This window comes from Duganella sp. CF402, from assembly GCF_900109645.1.
GTDB lineage: Bacteria > Pseudomonadota > Gammaproteobacteria > Burkholderiales > Burkholderiaceae_D > Rugamonas.
Window position 1 is genome coordinate 425,415 of sequence record NZ_FOBG01000004.1, and the last position, 19,835, is coordinate 445,249.

Sequence of the window (19,835 nt, forward strand, 5' to 3'; positions counted from 1 at the left end):
CTTACTTCAACAGCGGCACCAGGTATTTGCCGGTGACGCTGGCCGGATTGGCCGCCACTTCTTCCGGCGAACCGCTGGCGATGATCTTGCCGCCGCCAGCGCCGCCTTCCGGACCCAGGTCGACGATCCAGTCGGCAGTCTTGATCACATCGAGATTGTGCTCGATGATGACCAGCGTGTTGCCCTGGTCGCGCAGGCGGTGGATCACTTTCAGCAGCAGGTCGATATCGTGGAAGTGCAGGCCGGTGGTCGGCTCGTCCAGGATATACAGCGTGCGGCCGGTGTCGCGCTTGGACAGTTCCAGCGACAGCTTGACGCGCTGCGCCTCGCCGCCCGACAGCGTGGTCGCGCTCTGACCGAGCTTGATATAGCCGAGGCCCACATCGAGCAGCGTATGCAGCTTGCGCGCGATCAGCGGCACCGGCTTGAAGAACTCGTGCGCGTCTTCGACCGTCATGTCGAGGATCTCGGTGATGTTCTTGCCCTTGTACTGCACTTCCAGCGTTTCGCGGTTATAGCGCTTGCCGTGGCAAACGTCGCACGGCACGTACACGTCCGGCAGGAAGTGCATCTCGACCTTGATCACGCCATCGCCCTGGCAAGCCTCGCAGCGGCCGCCCTTGACGTTGAACGAGAATCGGCCGGCGCTGTAGCCGCGCTCTTTCGCGGTCGGCACGGTGGCGAACAAATCGCGGATCGGCGTGAACAGGCCGGTGTAGGTCGCAGGATTCGAACGCGGCGTGCGGCCGATCGGCGCCTGGTCGACCGAGATCACCTTGTCGAAGTGTTCCAGTCCGCTGATGGTGTCGTGCGGCGCAGGCTCGGTCTGCGAACCATACAGGTGGCGCGACAGGGCCGGATACAGCGTGTCGTTGATCAGCGTCGATTTGCCGGAACCGGACACGCCGGTCACGCAAGTCATCAGGCCGACCGGTAGCTTCAGGTTGACCTTCTTCAGGTTATTGCCGGTGGCGCCGGTGATCACCAGCTGCTTGTCCGGATCGGCCACGTGACGCTTCTTCGGCACTTCGATTTTCAGCGAGCCGTTGAGGTACTGCGCGGTCAGCGATTTCTTATTCTTCAGGATGTCCTTGAGCGAGCCGGCCGCGATCACGTCGCCGCCATGCACGCCCGCGCCCTGGCCCATATCGACAATGTAGTCTGCGGTGCGGATCGCGTCTTCGTCGTGCTCCACCACCAGCACGCTGTTGCCGATATCGCGCAGGTGCTTCAGCGTTTCGATCAGGCGGTCGTTGTCGCGCTGGTGCAGGCCGATCGACGGCTCATCCAGCACGTACATCACGCCGGTCAGGCCGGAGCCGATCTGCGACGCCAGGCGGATACGCTGCGCTTCGCCGCCGGACAAGGTGTCCGCACTGCGGTCCAGCGACAGGTAATCGAGGCCGACGTTATTCAGGAACTGCAGGCGCGAGATGATCTCTTTCACCACGCGGTCGGCGATTTCCTTCTTCGCGCCTTTCAGCTTGAGCTGCTCGAAGAAGGACAGCGTTTCGCGCAGCGGCTTCTCGGCGATCTCGTAGATCGCGCGTTCCTGCTTGCCGCTGCCGACCTTCACGTAACGCGCTTCCACGCGCAGGCGCGCGCCTTCGCACGACGGGCACTTCTTCTCGTTGATGAACTTCGCCAGTTCCTCCTTCACCGCCATCGAATCGGTTTCGCGGTAGCGGCGCGCGAGGTTGGTGACCACGCCTTCAAACGCGTGCTCCTTGACTACGGTGCGGCCGCGCTCATTGATGTAGGTGAACGGGATCTGCTGCTTGCCCGAACCGTGCAGGATCACTTCCTGCGACGCCTTCGGCAGCTGCTCGAACGGCAGGTCCAGGTCGAACTCGTAGAAGGCCGCGAGGTTGGACAGCATCGAGAAGTAGAACTGGTTGCGGCGGTCCCACCCCTTCACCGCGCCGGAGGCCAGCGACAGATTCGGGAAGGCGACGATGCGCTTCGGATCGAAGAACTCGATGTGACCGAGGCCGTCGCATTCCGGGCAGGCGCCCATCGGGTTATTGAACGAGAACAGGCGCGGCTCCAGCTCCTGCAGCGAGTAGCCGCAGGTGTTGCAGGCGAACTTGTTGGAGTACACGTGCTCCACGCCGCTATCCATTTCCAGCGCCACGGCGCGGCCGTCGGCCAGGCGCAGCGCGGTTTCAAAGCTTTCGGCCAGGCGCTGCTTGATGTCGGCGTTGACCTTGACGCGGTCGATCACCACGTCGATGGTGTGCTTCTCGGTTTTCTTCAGCTTGGGCAGGTCGTCCACTTCGTAGATTTTTGCGTCATGCGTACCGCTCTGCACGCGGAAGCGCACGAAGCCCTGCGCCTGCATCGATTCGAACAGATCGGAGTGCTCGCCCTTGCGATTGGCCACCACCGGCGCCAGGATCATCAGCTTGGTGTCCTGCGGCAGGGCCAGCACGGCGTCCACCATCTGCGACACGGTTTGCGCGGCCAGCGCCTGGTCCGGGTGATTGATGCAGTACGGCGTGCCGACGCGGGCGTACAGCAGGCGCAGGTAATCGTGGATCTCGGTCACGGTGCCGACCGTCGAACGCGGATTGTGTGAAGTGGCTTTCTGCTCGATCGAAATGGCTGGCGACAGGCCTTCGATCAGGTCCACATCCGGCTTCTCCATCAATTGCAGGAACTGGCGCGCGTAGGCCGACAGCGATTCCACATAGCGGCGCTGGCCCTCGGCGTACAGCGTGTCAAACGCCAGCGAGGACTTGCCGGAACCGGACAAGCCGGTAATCACGATCAGCTTGTTGCGTGGCAGATCGAGATTGATGTTTTTCAGGTTGTGCGTGCGTGCGCCGCGAATGCGGATCTGTTCCATTGAATTTGGCCTCTAGAGTCAACCCGTTACTATAGCCGGGTTTGGATATATGCGCCGACCTTGCGCCAGATCGAAGTGTGGCGGTGCGGCACTGTATATAATACCAGTATTTTCTTGCGCCGTTTCAACTTGGCGTGGACTATAATTCCTTGTTTCGCATTTCGCAGCCCGCCGTACAGACGGCGGAGGTCGTTACTCAGGAGTCTTATTCATATGGCATCAGTCAACAAAGTCATCATCGTCGGCAATCTGGGTCGCGATCCGGAAATTCGCTACATGCCTAGCGGTGACGCGATCGCCAACATTGCTGTGGCGACATCGTACAAATCGAAGGACCGCAACACCGGCGAGCAGAAAGAGCTGACCGAGTGGCACCGTATTTCCTTCTTCGGCCGCCTGGCGGAAATCGTCGGCCAGTACCTGAAAAAAGGTTCGTCGGTCTACGTCGAAGGCCGTCTGCAGACCCGCAAGTACACCGACAAGGACGGCGTAGAGAAATACGCAACCGACATCATCGCTGAAAACATGCAAATGCTGGGCGGTCGCGCCGGCATGGGCGGCGACAACATGGACGACGGCGGCGGTTACGGCGGCGGTGGTGGCTACGAAGCCCCACCACAGCGCCAGGCCCCAGCCCCGCGCCCACAAATGGCGCCACCGGCACCAGCCCCGCGCCCGGCACCACGCCCAGCGCCGAACTTCTCGGACATGGATGACGACATTCCGTTCTGATCGGAATGCGCCAATAGAAAAAGCGCAGCTATTCAACCAGCTCCGCTTTTTTCTGTTTGGCGTGCACTTGCTGCAAGCATACAGCGAAGCCCCGCAACCCTAGTAAGTTGCGGGGCTTTTTAACGAAATAACTTAGTGCGCTTCGGAGGCGTTGAACATGGTTTTGGCGTAGATCAGGCCGAGACCGTAGCCGCCGCCGTGGGCGATCGAGGTGGCGACGGTTTCGTTGTAGGTCTCGCCACGGGCCCAGTCGCGCTGCAGTTCGAGCAGGTATTGCAGCGAGGTCATCGGACGGGCGCCGGCTTGCACCATGCGCTGCACGGCGCGTTCATGGGCTTCGTCGGAGACGTCGCCGCTGGCGTCGGTGATCACGTAGACTTCAAAGCCCTGGTCCAGGGCCGACAGGGCTGGACCCACGATGCATACCGAGGTCCACAGACCGGCCAGCACGATTTTCTCTTTGCCGATGGCGTTCACGCGCTCGGCGATGCGTGGGTCTTCCCAGGTGTTCATGGTGGTGCGGTCGATCGCCACTTCGTTCGGGAACACTTCCTTGATTTCGTTGAAGATCGGGCCGGAGAACGATTTTTCCGCTACCGTGGTCAGGATGGTCGGCACCTTGAATTCCTTGGCCGCTTTCGACACCAGCGCCACGTTGTTGCGCAGCTGGACCGGGTCGATCGACTTGGTGGCGAACGACATTTGCGACTGGTGATCGATCAGGATCAGGGCGTGGTTGTTTGGGCTCAGCAGAGTTTGACCTGGTTTGGCGATGGCGGTAGGCATGGTGTTTCTCCTTAATATTCAATAATTTCGATTTGGTGTTTGACGCTGCTTTCGTTGTTGCTGCGTCGATGGAATGCAGTATGCGCGGTCCAGTCCAAAACAAAAAGCGGAAAAATTTCCGCTTTATTATCGAAATTTTCGAATATCAAATAGCTGCCGGCCCAGACTCAGGCATGGCCTGCTCCACCGTCACCCGCGCCTAACAGGCTGACCGACAGATAGCGAGGCGGGCATTCTGCCGCAGCCGTTTGCCGCCGTGCGCGGCGTGGTCAGTACCACCAGCGTGAGCTTCATTGTTTTTTCGGCGGCAAGATCTCCTTGCGGAACCAGGTGTCGAGCATGTTTATCTCATAACCGTACAGCTCTTGCTGGTACCGGTTGGCGCCAAGCTGGTAGCTTGGGTCGGCCAGTTGCTGCTCGCCGCTGCGGATCACCTGGCCATCCTGCTCGATGCGGTAGCGCAGGTGCATGCGTGGCCAGTCGGCCTGGCCTTTGGTCACGCGGATGTCGCGCACCGGCACGCGCGGGAAGACGTCGCCGGCCAGGTCGATATCGAGGAATTCCACCGTCAGCACCTGTCCTGCGGGCAGCCGCTCGGACAGCTGCTTGAGGTGCTCGGTGAAGATGTATTCCATCGACTCCAGGTCCTTGTAGTGACGCGGCACGTCGGTCATGGCGTCGGTATTCAGGTAGCTGACGTTCGCCGTCGCGGCGGCGCTGGCTGCTGCGATCGTCAGCACGACCGCAGCAGCGATTTTCAACGCAGGCGTTTGCATGGCAGGCCTCTCTGGCAAAGATAGATAGCGCCTGACTATACGCCGTTTCGGCGGCTCAGGCACGGGCCTGCAGCACTTCCACTTGCCGCTCGGCCAGCAGCGGCAGGGCGCAGCCGACCACCAGCGTCCGGTAGTGCTCGGACTGGCGATGCGCTTCCAGCGCGGCCTCGCCGGCGTAGTGCTCCAGCAGCAGCAACTGGTGCGGCTGGTCGACACCGCGATACACCTCGTAGCCGAGGCAGCCCGGCTCGGCCAGCGTCTGCGGCCGCATCTCGGCCAGTATCGCCAGCACGTCGCCCAGCTTGCCTTCGGCCGGCCGCCAGCGCGCCACCACGGTGATCACTTCGGCAGCAGCGCTCATGCTGCTTCCCCTTGCAGCGCCTTGACGATTTCGCGTGCCAGCGGGCCGCCCGAGGCGGGATTCTGGCCGGTCATCAGGCGGCCGTCCACCACTACTTTTTCCTGCCACACGTCGGCCGCAGCGTACTCGGCGCCTTCAGCGCGCAGCGCGGTTTCCAGGTTGAACGGCACGTCGGCCTGGGCGTAGCCGGCTTCTTCGTCATTCGAGAACGAGGTCAGCTTGCGGCCGTGCACCAGCGGCGTGCCGTCTTCCAGCTTGACGCCGAGGAAGGCGGCCGGGCCGTGGCAGACGGCGGCCACGATCTTGCCCGCTTCCCACGCGGCCAGCACGGCGCGCTTCACATCAGGATCGACCGCGATATCGACCATCGGGCCGAGGCCGCCGGGGAAGAAGATGGCGTCGTAGTCGCGCACATCTACTTCGGACAGCTTGCGGCTGTGGTTCAGGCGGCGGATCGCGGCGCTGTTGCGGAAGGCCAGCTGGGCCGGGTCGTTGGCGTCGTAGCCGTCTTCGGGAATGGCGCCGCCCAGCGGCGAGGCGTATTCCACGGCGATGCCGGCGTGGTCGAACACTTCAACCGGGTGCGCGACTTCGGGGAAGAAATAGCCGGTGGCGCGTTTGTTCGGGCCGATCTCGGCAGCGTTTGTCAAAATAAACAGTACGTGTTTGGTATTCATGGCAAGCTCCTGATTTTCAAGTTTGGCCCGGTGTGTGTTGGGCATGTGCTCAATATAGGCTGCTATGCCGCGCAGCAGTAGATGCTGCTAAGATGACGCAATGTCAAACAAAATAATACAATCATGAGCGATCCGGCGCCCATCCTCGACGAATTGCGCGCGATGGCGGTGTTTGCCACCGTGGTGCGCTGTGGCAGCTTTGCCGCCGGGGCCCGCGCGCTGGGGCTGACGCGCGCCGTGGTCAGCCACCACATCCGCACGCTGGAAGCCAAGCTGGGCGTGCCGCTGGCCCAGCGCAGCACCCGCAGCTTCAGCCTGACGCCGGCCGGCGAAGCGTTCCGCGTGCATTGCGAGCGCTTGCTGGACGAGGCCCACGACGGCATCCGTGGCATGGAATTGCTGCGCGCCGAACCGCGCGGCGAGGTGCGCATCACCTGCTCGCACCACTTCGGCAGCAAGCGCATCCTGCCGGCGCTGGTGGAGTTCCGCCACCGCTATCCGGCCATCCGCGTGCACGTGGCGATGAACGACGCCAATGTCGACCTGGTGCAGCAGGGCATCGAGCTGGCCGTGCGCGCCGGACCGCTGGCCGATTCCTCGCTGGTGGCGCGCCGTCTCGTGCGCGAGCCGACCATGCTGTGCGCGGCGCCATCCTATCTGCGGCGCTACCGCGCGCCGGCCACGGCCGACGAGCTGGCGCAGCACCGCTGGGTGCTGTATCCGCCGACCCAGCGCGCGGCCACGCTGCGCATCGACGGCAAGGAGTTGCAGGTGGCGGTCAAGGGCGATGTGGCGACCGACAGCGCGGCCGCGCGGCTGGCGTTCGTGCTGGCCGGCGAAGGCATCGCGCGCCTGCCGGCCTACGATGCGGCCTCGCTGCTGGCGCAAGGCGAACTGGTGCGCGTGCTGCCGCAGGCCGAGACCGCGCCGCTCGAGATCTACCTGGTGCACTCGCAACGCATCGGCCCGAGCGCGCGACTGTTGCGTGACTTCCTCCTGGCGAGCGCAGAAAGCATTCCAGGAAGCTAACGCTTGAAACGCTTCCATCGCGGATTTACCTGTTTTTACGCGGATTCCACAGTTTCATGACCAAGCCGTAACACATTTCCTGCAGGAATTTGCTAGGATTTAGTTGCCCTACGCCAAATCCTGAGAGATTCCCATGCCAGACCTGTCCCCGCGCCTGCTGTCCCTGACCTGTATCGCCGCCCTGCTGAGCGCTTGCGGCGGCAGCAGTACTGACGCCAGCACCACGACCACGCAGGCCGCGCCGTTGGCCACGGCCAGCACCATTTTGCAGCTGGACGACGGCACCCTGCCGGCCGCCGATGCGCAGCAGTACGCCCTGCCGCAGTACCACATGGCGCCGGTGCTGCTCGATGCGCCGGCCGACGCCACCGCCGCCAGCGCGGAGGCACCGCTGCATACGCAAGAAGTGCCGGCGCAATTCCGCCGCCTCAGCACGCGCCGCCTGACCGTCGATGCGCTGCGCGCGGTGCAGGCCAACCGCAGCGTGAGTGGCAGCACCAGCGGCACCAGCACCAGCACCGGCAGCGCCGCCGCCGATGGCGACAGCTCGTCCACCGCCACGCCGCTGGCCAGCAGCAGCACCGTGGTCACCTACACCCCGGCGCAAATCCGCGCCGCCTACGGCTTGCCGGCGCTGCCGTCGAGCTACACCGGCCTGAGCGCGACGCAAGCGGCCCAGCTCGGCGCCGGCCAGACCATCTACATCGTCGACGCCCAGCACAACCCGAACGTGGCGGCCGAGCTGGCCGCCTTCAACAGCAAGTTCAGCCTGCCAACCTGCACCACCAAGACCATCGCCACCAGCGCCAGCCTGCCGCTGGCCACGGCCTCGTCGAGCGGCTGCGAACTGTCCATCGTCTACAGCACCAGCAGCGGCGGCATGACCGCCACCGCGCCGGCCTACGACTCCGGCTGGGCCACCGAGATTGCGCTTGACGTGCAATGGGCCCACGCCACCGCGCCGCTGGCGCGCATCGTGCTGATCGAGGCCAACAGCGCCAGTTACGACAACCTGCTGGGCGGCGTGCGCCTGGCCAACAACATGGGCCCCGGCGTGGTGTCGATGAGCTTTGGCGGCAGCGAGACCAGCGGCCTGTCCAGCGCCGACAGCGTGTTCTCGGTCGCCAAGATGAGCTACCTGGCCGCCACCGGCGACTCCGGCGCCGCAGTGTCGTGGCCGTCGGTCTCGGCCAAGGTGCTGGCGGTGGGCGGCACCACCCTGACCTACAGCGGGTCCGGCGCGCGCTCGGAAGTGGTGTGGTCCGGCACCGGCGGCGGCGTCAGCGGCTACGTGGCGACGCCGAGCTACCAGAGCACGGCGGTGCCGGGCATGGGCACGGCGCTGCGCCGCACCGTGGCCGACGTCGCCTTCAACGCCGACCCGAACAGCGGCCAGTACGTGGCGGTGATTGCTTCCGGCAGCAGCACCGTCAAGTGGAGCAGCGTGGGCGGCACCAGCCTGGCGACGCCGCAGTGGGCCGGCCTGATCGCCATCGCCAACGCGCTGCGCGCCGTCAACGGCAAGGCCGCGCTGGCCGCGCCGCACGCCGCGCTGTACACCAACATCTCGACCGTGGCCGGCACCTACGCCAGCGCGTTTGCCGACATCACCAAAGGCAGCCACGGCACCTGCAGCGGATGCAGCGGCGAGACCGGCTACGACCAGGCCACCGGCCTTGGCACGCCGAACAGCGCGTCGCTGCTGTCGGCCCTGTCCGGCCTGACGGTGCAGACCGCGCCGGTGGTGAGCGGTGCGGCCATCAGCGGCAAGACCGGCACCGCGCTCAGCTTCACGGTGGCGGTCACCGCCAGCAACGCGGTCACCTACAGCCTGAGCGGCGCGCCATCGGGCATGAGCATCAGCAGCGCCGGCGTGGTTAGCTGGGCGGCACCGGTGGTGGGTAGCTACAGCATCACGGTCACCGCCAAGGACAGCGTCAACGGCCTGAGCGGATCCGGCGTGTACAGCGTGGCGATCACGGCCGCCAGCACCACCACCACGACGACCACCACCACCAAGAGCACGCCGCCGGTGATCACCGCCAGCGCGCTGACCGGCGTGGTGGGCAAGGCGCTGACCGGCACCATCGGCGTCAAAGTCAGCACCAGCGGTTCGGTCACGCTCAACATCAGCGGTGCGCCGCAGGGCATGAGTTTCAGCGCCAGCGGCATGAACGTCGTGGTCGGTTGGCCGTCGCCGGTAGCCGGCAGCTACACGCTGAAACTGACCGCCACCGACAGTGCCGGCGCCAGCACCACCGCCAGCATTCCGGTCACCATCAGCAAGCGTTGATCCAGAAAGGGCTTATACGATTTTCACCTTTGTGAAGTTGGTTTTATTCGTTTTGTTTGATTCAGACCAAACGTATGCTGGCGTCTATCGCCATCAACTCACAAAGGTGCACCATGTCGGAAGAAGTCCTCGAGCTGCCGGAACTGCTGGCAGATCCTGATGCCAGGGGCGGCGTGCCGCCGGCCGTGGCCTGGCAGCTGTTCACTAGCGGCCAGGCGCTGCTGGTCGATGTACGCACCGCCGAGGAGCGCAAGTTCGTCGGCCACGTGCCCGACAGTCTGCATGTGCCCTGGGCCACCGGCACCTCCCTGACCCGCAATCCCCGTTTCGCCCGCGAACTCGAAGCCAAGATCGGCGGCAAGGAGGCGATCGCCCTGCTGCTGTGCCGCAGCGGCAAGCGCTCGGCGCTGGCAGCCGAAGCCGCCGCCAAGGCCGGCCTGGTCCATGTCTTCAATGTGCTGGAAGGCTTTGAAGGCGAACTCGACGCGCAACAGCAGCGCGGCAAGTTCGATGGCTGGCGTTTCCACGGCCTGCCGTGGGTGCAGGACTGAACGCATGGCGACCTTCGATATCACCGGCGTGGTGCAGGCGCTGCACGATGCCCGCCATAACTGGCGCCAGACCCAGAGCCGCAACAGCGAAGCGGGCAACCGCGAATTCCCGTCGCGCGATGCGCTGTCCTCCATCATCGACTGCCTCAAGGGCGTGCTGTTCCCGATGCGCCTCGGCCCGCCCGACCTGCGCCAGGAAAGCGAGGACTTCCACGTCGCCCACGCGCTCGACGCCGCGCTGCACGCCCTGCTGCATCAGGTGAAACGCGAGCTGGCCTACAACGCCAATCTGCGCGGCGAAGCCGGCCGCCCGGTGCAGGAAGAGGCGCTGATCGCGGTGCGCAGCTTTGCCGCCGCCCTGCCCGCGATCCGCACCCTGCTCGACAGCGATGTGCTGGCCGCCTATCAGGGCGATCCGGCCGCGCGCAGCGTCGACGAGGTGCTGCTGTGCTATCCCGGCGTGCTGGCCATGATCCACTACCGCATCGCCCACCATTTGTACGGGCTGGGCCTGCCGCTGCTGGCGCGCATTATTTCCGAGCTGGCGCACAGCGCCACCGGCATCGACATCCATCCCGGCGCCACCATCGGCGCCGGCTTCTTCATCGACCACGGCACCGGCGTGGTGATCGGCGAGACCGCCGTCATCGGCGAACGCGTGCGCGTGTACCAGGCGGTCACGCTGGGCGCCAAGCGCTTCCCCACCGACGCCGAGGGCCATCTGCAAAAAGGCTTGCCGCGCCATCCGGTGGTGGAGGACGACGTGGTGATCTACGCCGGCGCCACCATCCTCGGCCGCATCACGCTGGGCAAGGGCGCCGTCATCGGCGGCAATGTCTGGCTCACGCACGACGTGCCGGCCGGCGGCCGCGTGGCCCAGGCCGAATCGCGCGAGGGCGCGTTCGCCAACGGCATAGGTGCGGCGTGAACGCGCCGGCCGGCGCAGCGAGCACGCTGGTGCAGGGCTTCGGCCTCGGCGTGCGGCGCCTGCGCGAGGCGCAGGGCTGGTCGCAGGAACGGCTGGCCGAACACGCCAACCTGAACCGCTCCTACATCGGCGAGATCGAGCGCGGCGTGGTGATCGCCTCGCTGCTGACGGTGGAAAAGCTGGCGCTGGCGCTGCAGGTCACGCCGTCCGAGCTGCTGCGCCACGGCGGCGGCCGCGTTTGATGGCGATAGCCTGTTGAACAAACCTTATGCATTCCGCAAACTTAGTTATGCAATTTTCTTCTTAACCAATCTTGGATCGGAGTCACGATGTCGGCAACTGTAGGTGGTACCACGGCGCTGGGCGATAACGCCGCACGGCAATTAGCAAACGCAACCAAGACCGCTCCCCAGCTGTCGACCATCAGCCCGCGCTGGCTGACGCACCTGCTGCAATGGGTGCCGGTGGAAGCCGGTATCTACCGCCTCAATCAGGTGAAAAATCCGGAATCGATCAAGGTCACCTGCACCGCGCGCGAAGAGGAAAACCAGCTGCCGCGCACCTTTGTCGATTACGAAGAAAATCCGCGCGAGTATTTTCTCAACGCCGTCTCGACCATCCTCGACGTCCACACCCGCGTCTCCGACCTGTACAGCAGCCCGCACGACCAGATCAAGGAACAGCTGCGCCTGACCATCGAGACCATCAAGGAAAACCAGGAATCGGAGCTGATCAACAACCCCGATTACGGCCTGCTGTCGCAAGTGACCGATGAGCAGCGCATCTTCCCGCTGACCGGCGCGCCGACCCCGGACGACCTCGACGAGCTGCTGACCAAGGTGTGGAAGGAGCCGGCCTTCTTCCTGACCCACCCGCTGGCGATCGCCGCCTTCGGTCGCGAAGCCACCCGCCGCGGCACGCCGCCGCCGACCATCAGCCTGTTCGGCTCGCAGTTCATCACCTGGCGCGGCATTCCGCTGATCCCGTCCGACAAGGTGCCGGTGGCCGATGGCAAATCGAAGATCCTGCTGCTGCGCGTGGGCGACAAGCGCCAGGGCGTGGTCGGGCTGTTCCAGCCGGGCCTGCCGGGCGAGCAAAGTCCGGGCCTGTCGGTGCGCTTCATGGGCATCAACAACCATGCGATTTCGTCCTACCTGATTTCGCTGTACTGCTCGCTGGCGGTGCTGACCCCGGACGCGCTGGCGGTGCTGGACGATGTCGAAATCGGCAAATACCACGACTATCCTGACACCTACAAATAAGGACGCGCCGTGAGCCTTCCTTCTCCAACTTTGCCCGACGGCGCGCCGTTCGACACGGCGGCGCTGGCGCGGCTGGCCAACGAGTTGTTCAGCGCAGCGCCGTTCAGTACGCCTTTGGGCGTGCACGGCGTGCAAGCGCCGGGCAATATCGCGCCGGCCGGTTCGCCGCTGGCCAGCCCGGCCGGTGTCGGCCCCGGCGTGCCGGGCACGCCGATCCCGCAAGGGCAGGTGCCGGGCACCAACCTGATCCCGGCCTCGCCGACCCAGGTGCTGTCGCTGGGCAACCGCGCGCCTGCGCTGGCGCCGGCCGCGCAAGCGGGCAATGGCCTGCCCGATAAACTGGTCAGCAGCGCCCCGGCCTACGAGCCGCGCAGTGGCAGCGCCGTGCTGGGCGTGCCGGAAGCCGTGGGCGCCTCGACGCCGTCGGCCGATGCCGGTCCGTACTACTTTTTGAGCGAGCGCTACGGCCAGCCGGGCCAGTCCGGCGCCGGCGCCGGCCTGCCGACCCCGGAACTGCGCGTGCCGGAAGCCAGTCTGTTCCCGGCTGCCGTGCCGTCTGCGGCGGCGCCGGGCCTGAGCGCGCCAGTCGCCACCGGCATTCCTGGCGCGGCACCGGCATCCCCAGCGCCCGCCGCGCCGTCGAGCAATCCACAGTACTACTTTGTCGACGCCGTGGTCCTGCCCAGCGGCTACGTCACGCCCGCCAAACCGCAGCCACACGCCACCGTGCCGCTGGCCGGCGGCGACCGCCATCCGCCATTCGACGTGCATGCCGTGCGGCGCGATTTCCCGATCTTGCAGGAGCGCGTCAACGGCCGCCAGCTGGTGTGGTTCGACAACGCCGCCACCACCCACAAGCCGCAGTCGGTGATTGACCGCATCGCCTACTTCTACGAGCACGAGAACTCCAACATCCACCGCGCCGCGCACGAACTGGCGGCGCGCGCCACCGATGCCTACGAAGGCGCGCGCGAGCGCGTCAAGCGCTTCATCAATGCGCCGGATGTGAACGAAGTGATCTTCGTGCGCGGCACCACCGAGGCCATCAACCTGGTGGCCAAGAGCTGGGGCGGGCAGCACGTGGGCGAGGGCGACGAGATCATCGTCTCCAACCTCGAGCACCACGCCAACATCGTGCCGTGGCAGCAACTGGCGGCCGCCAAGGGCGCCAGGCTGCGCGTGATCCCGGTCGACGACAGCGGCCAGGTGCTGCTCGACGAATACCGCAAGCTGCTCAACGACCGCACCAAGATCGTCGCTGTGACGCAGGTGTCGAACGCGCTGGGCACGGTCACGCCGATCAAGGAAATCGTCGAGCTGGCCCACCGCGCCGGCGCCAAAACGCTGGTCGACGGCGCGCAATCGGTCTCGCACATGCGCACCGACGTGCAGGATCTGGGGGCCGACTTCTTCGTGTTCTCCGGCCACAAAGTGTTCGGTCCGACCGGCATCGGCGTGGTGTGGGGCAAACGCGAGGTGCTGGAAGACATGCCGCCGTGGCAGGGCGGCGGCAATATGATCGCCGACGTCACGTTTGAAAAAACCGTGTTCCAGCCGATTCCCAACAAGTTCGAAGCGGGCACCGGCAATATCGCCGATGCGGTCGGCCTGGGCGCGGCGATCGACTACGTCAACCGCATCGGCATCGAAAACATCGCGCGCTACGAGCATGACTTGCTGGTGTATGGCACCGCCCAGCTCAAGCAGATCAAGGGCGTGCGCCTGATCGGCACGGCGGCCGACAAGGCCAGCGTGATGTCCTTCGTATTGGCCGGCTACAGCACCGAGGAAGTGGGCAAGGCGCTCAACGAAGAAGGCATCGCGGTGCGCACCGGCCACCATTGCGCGCAGCCCATCCTGCGCCGCTTCGGGGTCGAGACCACGGTGCGGCCGTCGCTGGCGTTCTACAACACCTACGACGAAATCGACCGCATGATCGCCGTGGTGCGCAAGCTGGCCGCCCAGCGCAGCGCTGTCTGACGCCTTATTTCGCGCCGCCCGTCTTCACTGGCGGGCGGTTGCGGATGGCGGTGATTTGTTTGAGTTCTTTATCGCTGGCGTTGGCCAGCAGGGCTTCGTGTGCTTTGCCCAGCTCGATGTACTGGGCTTGCTCCGGCGTCAGCGCGTTGCCGCGCAGCGCCCACGCGGTCAGGTAGCCGGTCGCCAGGCAGCACAGCAACACCAGCACGGTGTAGATGGCGATCCAGCTGCCGGTTTTCAGTTGCAGCAGGTTCAGCGACAGGCTGGTCTGGCGCGCCGCCGCCGTGGCTTCCTTCACGCTGCCCACCATTTCACTGACCGCCGCCTGGGTCGCCACGGTGGCCGCTTGCGCCGCCTGCGCGCCGGCGCTGTCGGCTTGCAGCTGGGCTTCGGCGCCGAGCCGCACGGCTTCGGCGATCTTGCTGTCGATCTGGCTCAGGCCGGCGTTGGCCAGCCGCACCAGCTTGTCGCAGTTGGCGATCTGGCGCGTGACGTTGGCCACTTCGCCGTGAAAACGCTCGACCTCGCGCGCGTGCGCTTCGAGCTTGTCGTTGAAGAGATCGAGTTCAGGTTGGTTCATGGCGCGGTCGGCAAGGGAACGATGTTGCCATCATACCGCGTGCCGCCGCGCTTGCATCATCCGGCTTAGCCCAGGGTCAGCGTCAGTGTGGTGGCGCCGTAGTTCGGCGTCACGCTGCTGAAGCCGTCCACCGTGATGGTGGTGAACTTGCCCTTCAGGCTGCCCGCCGTGATGACGGTCAGCACGTCGCCGGCTTTCGGCTTGTAGCCGTTGGCGAACTTGATGCGCAGCGTGCCGCCGGCGATGGTGGCGGTGCCCGTCACTGTCAGGCTGCCGGCGCTGCCGGCCGCCGCGCCGCCCAGGTCCAGTTCCAGCGTGGTGCCGCCGCTCAGTTGGGTGTACTTGCCGCCCAGCTTGAGCGCGGCCGGGGCGTTGGCCACCAGCGTGCCGCCGCTGTTGTAGACGTCGCCCGCGCCAAACGCCGCCACCGAATCACCCTGCAGCGTGCCGGCCGTCAGCTCGGTGCCGCCGGTCCAGCTGTTGGCGCCGGCCAGCTTGAGCGTGCCCGTGCCTTGCTTGACCAGCTTGCCCGCGCCGCCGATGTCGTTGCGCCAGCGGTCGGCCGCGTTGAAGCCGCCTTTGGCCGCATCCATCACGATGGTGACGTTGCCGCTGAAGGCGCCGTAGCCGTCGGCCGCCGCGAACAGGTTCAGCCGGCCCCAGCCCTCGGCGTCGTCCATCACCGGATAGCCCGAGGCCAGCGCGGTGGTCTTCAGCACCACGCGGCGCTGGGCCTCGCTCAGGTAGGGCAGGCGCGTTTCCAGCAGCACTTCGGCGCCCTTCGGCACGCTGGCGGTGGTGGTGGTGGCGGCGATCTGCGCGAAGCCGAAGGTGCTGCGGCGCGCGTAGTTGGCCTTGTTGGCGGCGTAGTCGGCAAAGCGGTCGTTGGCGGCCGTGCCCGATTGCGCGTAGGCGGCAAAGGTGGCGGCGGTGGTGCCGGTGGCGGCCATCAGCGCGCTGTGCGCCTGCGTCACGGCGGCGCTCTTCTTGGCCGCGTTGGCGGCGTCGGCCAGGTTGGCGGCGGCGCTGGCGGTGCCGAGGATGCGGCCGCTGATCACGTCCAGCGGCGAGTGCATGCCGGCCAGGATGCGCGATTCACCGAGTTCCAGCCCACGGCTGACCATTTCCTGGAAACGCTCCGGCACCGCGTAGGCCATCGCCAGCGAGTCGCGCACGGCTTCGGCGGTGTGGCCGCTGGTGAAACCGCCGTCGGTGGCGGGCGTGCTGCTCTTGGCTGGCACCAGCGCCGGCAGCAGCACCACGCTGCTGCTCCAGCGGTACGGCCGCGCGTATTTGTAGAAGCGCTTGGCCGGTTCGGTGGAGGCGTTGTTGCCGACCAGGTTGACCAGGTCGACCACGCTGCCGAAGCTGGCGTTGGCGCTGCCGGCCACGCCGGTGTTGTTGCCGCTGTCGTTGTACAGCTTGGTGGTGGCGTCGGCCGCCACGTCGGTGATGCTGGTGGTTTGCTGGGCGGCCGCGCGCCAGGCGGCGGTCAGCGGGCCCATGCCGTCGGTCACGCTGTAGCCCTTGCCACGGCGGTCGTCCAGATACGCCTGCACCGCTTGTTCGGCCGTGCGCTTGCTGGTGGCGTTCACCACGTAGTCGATATTGGCCTGGTGCACGGCGGCGTTGAGCACGGTGCCGTCCGGCGTGCCGTCGCCCGGCACGCCGCTCCAGGTGGAGGCCACCACGGCCGGGAAGCCGTCCACCGCCGGCGCGCTCTGGCCAGCGTCGACCAGCTCGGTCAGCGGTTTCCAGATGCTGAGGAAGCCGCCCAGTAAGCGCACGCCGGCGTTGGTGGCCAGGGTGGCGTAGCGGGCGTCGCCGCGCTGGTTGGTGGCGATGGTGTCGACAAACGCGGTGGCGCCCGGCACGGCGACGGTCTCGGCCGCACCCTGGTCGGCCGGCGCGGCTGGGATCACCAGCGGCTGGTCTTCGGTGTTGGAGCCGCAGGCGCTCAGCGCGAGCGCGACGCTCAGGGCCATCAGGTGGGGACGCAGGGAGTGCAGTTGCATGATTGGTTACCGTGGGTAGTTGAAAAAACGCCCAAGGGTAATCAGCGCGTGTGACAAGCCGGTGACGCCATCGCGCTGGCAGCGCTTCCAGACGAAAATAGTATGGCGCTATGCCGTATCGGTATGGCTGCTACGGATGGCTGCTACAATAGACGCGTGAAAAAACTCCTGCTCATCCTGCTGTTGACGATCTTGCCGATCCAGTCCACCTGGGCGATGGCGGCCGTCTATTGCCAGCACGAGGCGAGCAAGGCCAGCCACTACGGTCATCACGGCCATGAGCACCAGGCGCAGTCGGACGATGATGGCGCCGGCGCCGGCAAGAGCAAGCTGTCCAAGCATGGCGATTGCGAGGTCTGCCACCACGCGGTGCAGGCCTCGGCGCCGGCCGGCGAGGCCTTGCTGACGGCCGTGCCGGTGGCTGCGTTCGCGCCGCCGGGCGCGCTGCACTATCACTCCTTCATCGCCGACGGGCCGCCCCGGCCCAACTGGTTGCGCCGCGCCTGAGCGCGGCGAGGCCTGATCCTTCTTCCCTGTCACGTCTCGTCGAATATCCCTTTAACCGGAGCATTCGATGTACAAATATATTTTGCCGCTATGCTTAGCGGCATGGCCTGCGTGCGCGCAGGCCGGTGTTGAGCCGCCCGTGCCCCTGACGCTGTCCGCCGCGCTGGCGCTGGCGGACGAGGGCAATGCCGCGCTCGCGGCGGCCCGGCATGAGGTGCTGGCGCTGGACGGCACTGTGCAGCAGGCCGGCCTGTTGCCCAATCCTTCCTTGTCGGTCGAGCGCATTGATACCCAGCGCGCCAACCGCGAGACCACTGTGTTATTGAGCCAGCCGCTGGAGCTGGGCGGCCAGCGCGCGGCGCGCGTGCAGGCGGCCCGGCGCGGCCGCGATGGCGCCGCGGCGGTGTGGCAGCAGCGCCGCGCCGAGTTGCGCGCCGAGACGGCGGCGGCGTGGTTTGCCGTGCTGGCGGCGCAGGAACAGTGGCAGCTGGCGCAGCAGGCCAGCGCGCTGGCGCAGCGGGCGGCCACGGCCACCGGACGCCGGGTGGCGGCCGGCAAGGTGTCGCCGGTGGAGGCCACGCGTGCGCAGGTGGCGGCGTCCACCGTCAAACTGGACTTGATCCGCGCACAAGGCGCGTTGGCGACGGCGCGTGCGCGGCTGGCGGCCTTGTGGGGCAATCCGGCGCCGCGTTTCGAGCGCGTGGCCGGCGCGTTGGATGGGGTCGATGGCTTGCTGGCGACCTTGCCCGAGCTGCCGCCCTTGGCGACGCAGCGCGCGGCACTGGCGCAGGCGCCGGCGCTGCAGGTGGCGCAGCTGGAGCTGGCGCGGCGCCAGGCTTGGGCGCAGGTCGAGCGCAGCCGGCGCGTGCCGGACGTCGCGCTCACGCTGGGCAGCAAGCGCTCGGAGGAACTGGGGCGCTCGCAATTGGTGGTCGGCCTGTCGCTGCCGCTGCCGCTGTTCGACCGCAATCAGGGCGCGGTGCTGGAAACCGCGCGGCGCGTTGATCAGGCGCGCGATGAGGTGGCGGCGGCGCTGACGCGGCTGGAACTGGAACTGGTGCAGGCGCGCGAAGACTATGCGTCGGCGCGCGCGCAGGCGCAGGCGGTGCGCGACGAGATCCTGCCGGGCGCGCGCAGTGCCTACGAGGCGGCCAGCACCGGTTTCGACTACGGCAAATTCGGCTTCCTCGACGTGCTCGATGCGCAGCGCACGCTGTTGCAGGCGCAGTCCCACTACCTGACCACGCTGGCCGACGCGCACCGCGCGCAAGCGGCCATCACCCGCATCCTCGGAGTCGAACATGACTAAGCAGCACACCATCACCATCGCCGTCATGGCGGCCATCGCGCTGCTGCTGGCGGCGCTCATCCTCAAGCCGCGCGCGGACGACGGCCGCACCGACGCCGACGCCGGCCACGCGGGCCACGGCGCTGGTGCCGCCACCGCCGCGTCGTCCGCCGCCAGCGCATTGGAAACCATCACGCTGAGCGAGGCCCAGATCAAGGCCGCCGGCGTGGTGGTGGCGGCGGCCGCGCCGGCGCCGATCAGCACCATCCTCACCTTGCCCGGCGAGATCCGCTTCAACGACGACCGCACCGCCCACGTGGTGCCCAAGCTGGCCGGCGTGGTGGTGGCCGTGCACGCGCAGCTGGGGCAGAGCGTACAGCGCGGCCAATTGCTGGCAGTACTGGCCAGCAGCGCCCTGTCCGAGCAGCGCAGCGAATTGCTGACCGCGCAAAAGCGGCTGGCGCTGGCCAGCACCACGCTGGAACGCGAACGCCAGCTGTGGCAGGACAAGATCTCGGCCGAACAAGACTACCTGCACGCCAGGCAGGCGGCCGCCGAAGCCGAACTGGCGCTGCAAAACGCGCGCCAGAAACTCAGCGTGCTGGGCGCCGGCGCGGTGCCGGGCTCGCAGCTGAACCAACTGGAACTGCGCGCACCGTTCGCCGGCGTGGTGATGGAAAAGCACCTGGCGCTGGGCGAGGCGATCAAGGAAGACGCCAACGTCTTCACGATTTCCGACCTGGCCACCGTGTGGGCCGATTTCGCCGTGCCGCCGCAGGACCTGAACCGGGTGCGCGTGGGCGACGCCGTCACCGTGCGCGCCACCGCCTTTGCCGCCCAGGCCGAGGGCACCATCGGCTACGTCGGCGCCCTGCTCGGCGAGCAGACCCGCAGCGCCAACGCCCGCGTGGCGCTGGCCAATCCCGCACGCGCCTGGCGTCCCGGCCTGTTCGTCAACGTCGAAGTGCAGGCCGGCCGCAGCGAAGCGGCCGTCACCGTGGCGGCCGACGCCGTGCAGACGGTCGACGGCCAGCCAGCCGTGTTCGTGCGCAACGCCGGCGGCTTTCAGGTGCAGCCGGTGGTGCTGGGCCGCAGCGACGGCCAGCGCACCGAGATCCTGCAAGGCCTGCCGGCCGGCGCGCGCTACGCCGCCGCCAACAGCTACGTGCTGAAGGCGGAGCTGGGCAAGGACGGCGCCGAGCACGCGCACTGAGACGGGAGA

At 66.6% G+C, this 19,835-nt stretch carries 18 protein-coding genes; 11 read left to right on the top strand and 7 right to left on the bottom strand.

What is annotated here, in order from left to right:
- Position 1: 1 nt before the first annotated feature.
- On the bottom strand, positions 2 to 2,848 hold the full coding sequence (gene uvrA / locus BMZ70_RS26285) for an excinuclease ABC subunit UvrA (protein ID WP_092281087.1): 2,847 nt from the start codon (positions 2,846 to 2,848) through the stop codon (positions 2 to 4).
- Positions 2,849 to 3,061: 213 nt separating this feature from the next.
- On the opposite strand from uvrA, the gene ssb reads away from it, so the two are divergent.
- Positions 3,062 to 3,580 carry a single-stranded DNA-binding protein gene (ssb, locus tag BMZ70_RS26290; protein WP_092281089.1) on the top strand — a complete coding sequence of 173 codons (519 nt, stop codon included), beginning with the start codon at positions 3,062 to 3,064 and terminating at the stop codon, positions 3,578 to 3,580.
- A gap of 132 nt (positions 3,581 to 3,712) precedes the next feature.
- Here ssb and BMZ70_RS26295 read toward each other — a convergent pair whose 3' ends face one another.
- The 4 genes from BMZ70_RS26295 to BMZ70_RS26310 all read right to left on the bottom strand — a co-directional run bounded on the left by BMZ70_RS26295 (position 3,713) and on the right by BMZ70_RS26310 (position 6,180).
- Positions 3,713 to 4,366: a hydrolase gene (locus BMZ70_RS26295; RefSeq protein ID WP_092281091.1), complete on the bottom strand. Its 654-nt coding sequence runs from the start codon at positions 4,364 to 4,366 to the stop codon at positions 3,713 to 3,715.
- A gap of 290 nt (positions 4,367 to 4,656) precedes the next feature.
- On the bottom strand, positions 4,657 to 5,142 hold the full coding sequence (locus BMZ70_RS26300) for a DUF3016 domain-containing protein (RefSeq protein ID WP_092281093.1): 486 nt from the start codon (positions 5,140 to 5,142) through the stop codon (positions 4,657 to 4,659).
- 55 nt (positions 5,143 to 5,197) lie between these two features.
- Positions 5,198 to 5,503, bottom strand: a complete 306-nt coding sequence (locus BMZ70_RS26305; RefSeq protein WP_092281095.1) for a putative quinol monooxygenase — start codon at positions 5,501 to 5,503, stop codon at positions 5,198 to 5,200.
- A complete protein-coding gene (locus BMZ70_RS26310) occupies positions 5,500 to 6,180 on the bottom strand; it encodes a type 1 glutamine amidotransferase domain-containing protein (protein ID WP_092281097.1) in 681 nt (226 codons plus the stop codon). The genes BMZ70_RS26305 and BMZ70_RS26310 overlap by 4 nt, the downstream gene beginning before the upstream one ends.
- Before the next feature lie 123 nt (positions 6,181 to 6,303).
- On the opposite strand from BMZ70_RS26310, the gene BMZ70_RS26315 reads away from it, so the two are divergent.
- From BMZ70_RS26315 to BMZ70_RS26345, 7 genes are all read left to right on the top strand, one after another.
- On the top strand, positions 6,304 to 7,209 hold the full coding sequence (locus tag BMZ70_RS26315; RefSeq protein ID WP_092281099.1) for a LysR family transcriptional regulator: 906 nt from the start codon (positions 6,304 to 6,306) through the stop codon (positions 7,207 to 7,209).
- A gap of 133 nt (positions 7,210 to 7,342) precedes the next feature.
- On the top strand, positions 7,343 to 9,502 hold the full coding sequence (locus BMZ70_RS26320) for a S53 family peptidase (protein WP_130301002.1): 2,160 nt from the start codon (positions 7,343 to 7,345) through the stop codon (positions 9,500 to 9,502).
- A gap of 113 nt (positions 9,503 to 9,615) precedes the next feature.
- On the top strand, positions 9,616 to 10,053 hold the full coding sequence (locus BMZ70_RS26325) for a rhodanese-like domain-containing protein (RefSeq protein ID WP_092281101.1): 438 nt from the start codon (positions 9,616 to 9,618) through the stop codon (positions 10,051 to 10,053).
- A gap of 4 nt (positions 10,054 to 10,057) precedes the next feature.
- Positions 10,058 to 10,981 (top strand): serine O-acetyltransferase EpsC, encoded by a 924-nt coding sequence (epsC, locus tag BMZ70_RS26330; RefSeq protein WP_092281103.1) that lies wholly within the window; start codon positions 10,058 to 10,060, stop codon positions 10,979 to 10,981.
- Positions 10,978 to 11,223: a helix-turn-helix domain-containing protein gene (locus tag BMZ70_RS26335; RefSeq protein WP_092281105.1), complete on the top strand. Its 246-nt coding sequence runs from the start codon at positions 10,978 to 10,980 to the stop codon at positions 11,221 to 11,223. Before epsC ends, BMZ70_RS26335 begins: the two co-directional genes overlap by 4 nt.
- A gap of 87 nt (positions 11,224 to 11,310) precedes the next feature.
- A complete protein-coding gene (locus BMZ70_RS26340) occupies positions 11,311 to 12,243 on the top strand; it encodes a family 2A encapsulin nanocompartment shell protein (protein WP_092281107.1) in 933 nt (310 codons plus the stop codon).
- Positions 12,244 to 12,252: 9 nt separating this feature from the next.
- On the top strand, positions 12,253 to 14,223 hold the full coding sequence (locus tag BMZ70_RS26345) for a family 2A encapsulin nanocompartment cargo protein cysteine desulfurase (protein ID WP_175500823.1): 1,971 nt from the start codon (positions 12,253 to 12,255) through the stop codon (positions 14,221 to 14,223).
- Between the two features lie 4 nt (positions 14,224 to 14,227).
- On the opposite strand, the gene BMZ70_RS26350 is transcribed toward BMZ70_RS26345, so the two are convergent.
- Together BMZ70_RS26350 and BMZ70_RS26355 are read right to left on the bottom strand one after the other, a co-directional pair.
- Positions 14,228 to 14,803 carry a hypothetical protein gene (locus BMZ70_RS26350; RefSeq protein ID WP_092281111.1) on the bottom strand — a complete coding sequence of 192 codons (576 nt, stop codon included), beginning with the start codon at positions 14,801 to 14,803 and terminating at the stop codon, positions 14,228 to 14,230.
- Positions 14,804 to 14,868: 65 nt separating this feature from the next.
- Positions 14,869 to 16,818, bottom strand: a complete 1,950-nt coding sequence (locus tag BMZ70_RS26355) for a phosphatase PAP2 family protein (RefSeq protein ID WP_092281113.1) — start codon at positions 16,816 to 16,818, stop codon at positions 14,869 to 14,871.
- A 156-nt stretch (positions 16,819 to 16,974) separates the two neighbouring features.
- On the opposite strand from BMZ70_RS26355, the gene BMZ70_RS26360 reads away from it, so the two are divergent.
- The 3 genes from BMZ70_RS26360 to BMZ70_RS26370 all read left to right on the top strand — a co-directional run bounded on the left by BMZ70_RS26360 (position 16,975) and on the right by BMZ70_RS26370 (position 19,826).
- The gene (locus BMZ70_RS26360; protein ID WP_092281200.1) at positions 16,975 to 17,325 is read left to right on the top strand and encodes a DUF2946 family protein; all 351 of its coding nucleotides are present in this window, start codon (positions 16,975 to 16,977) and stop codon (positions 17,323 to 17,325) included.
- Between the two features lie 139 nt (positions 17,326 to 17,464).
- Positions 17,465 to 18,634, top strand: coding sequence for a TolC family protein (locus tag BMZ70_RS26365; RefSeq protein WP_307184435.1), 1,170 nt, complete (start codon positions 17,465 to 17,467; stop codon positions 18,632 to 18,634).
- Positions 18,627 to 19,826: an efflux RND transporter periplasmic adaptor subunit gene (locus BMZ70_RS26370; protein WP_092281117.1), complete on the top strand. Its 1,200-nt coding sequence runs from the start codon at positions 18,627 to 18,629 to the stop codon at positions 19,824 to 19,826. The genes BMZ70_RS26365 and BMZ70_RS26370 overlap by 8 nt, the downstream gene beginning before the upstream one ends.
- Positions 19,827 to 19,835 lie beyond the last annotated feature (9 nt).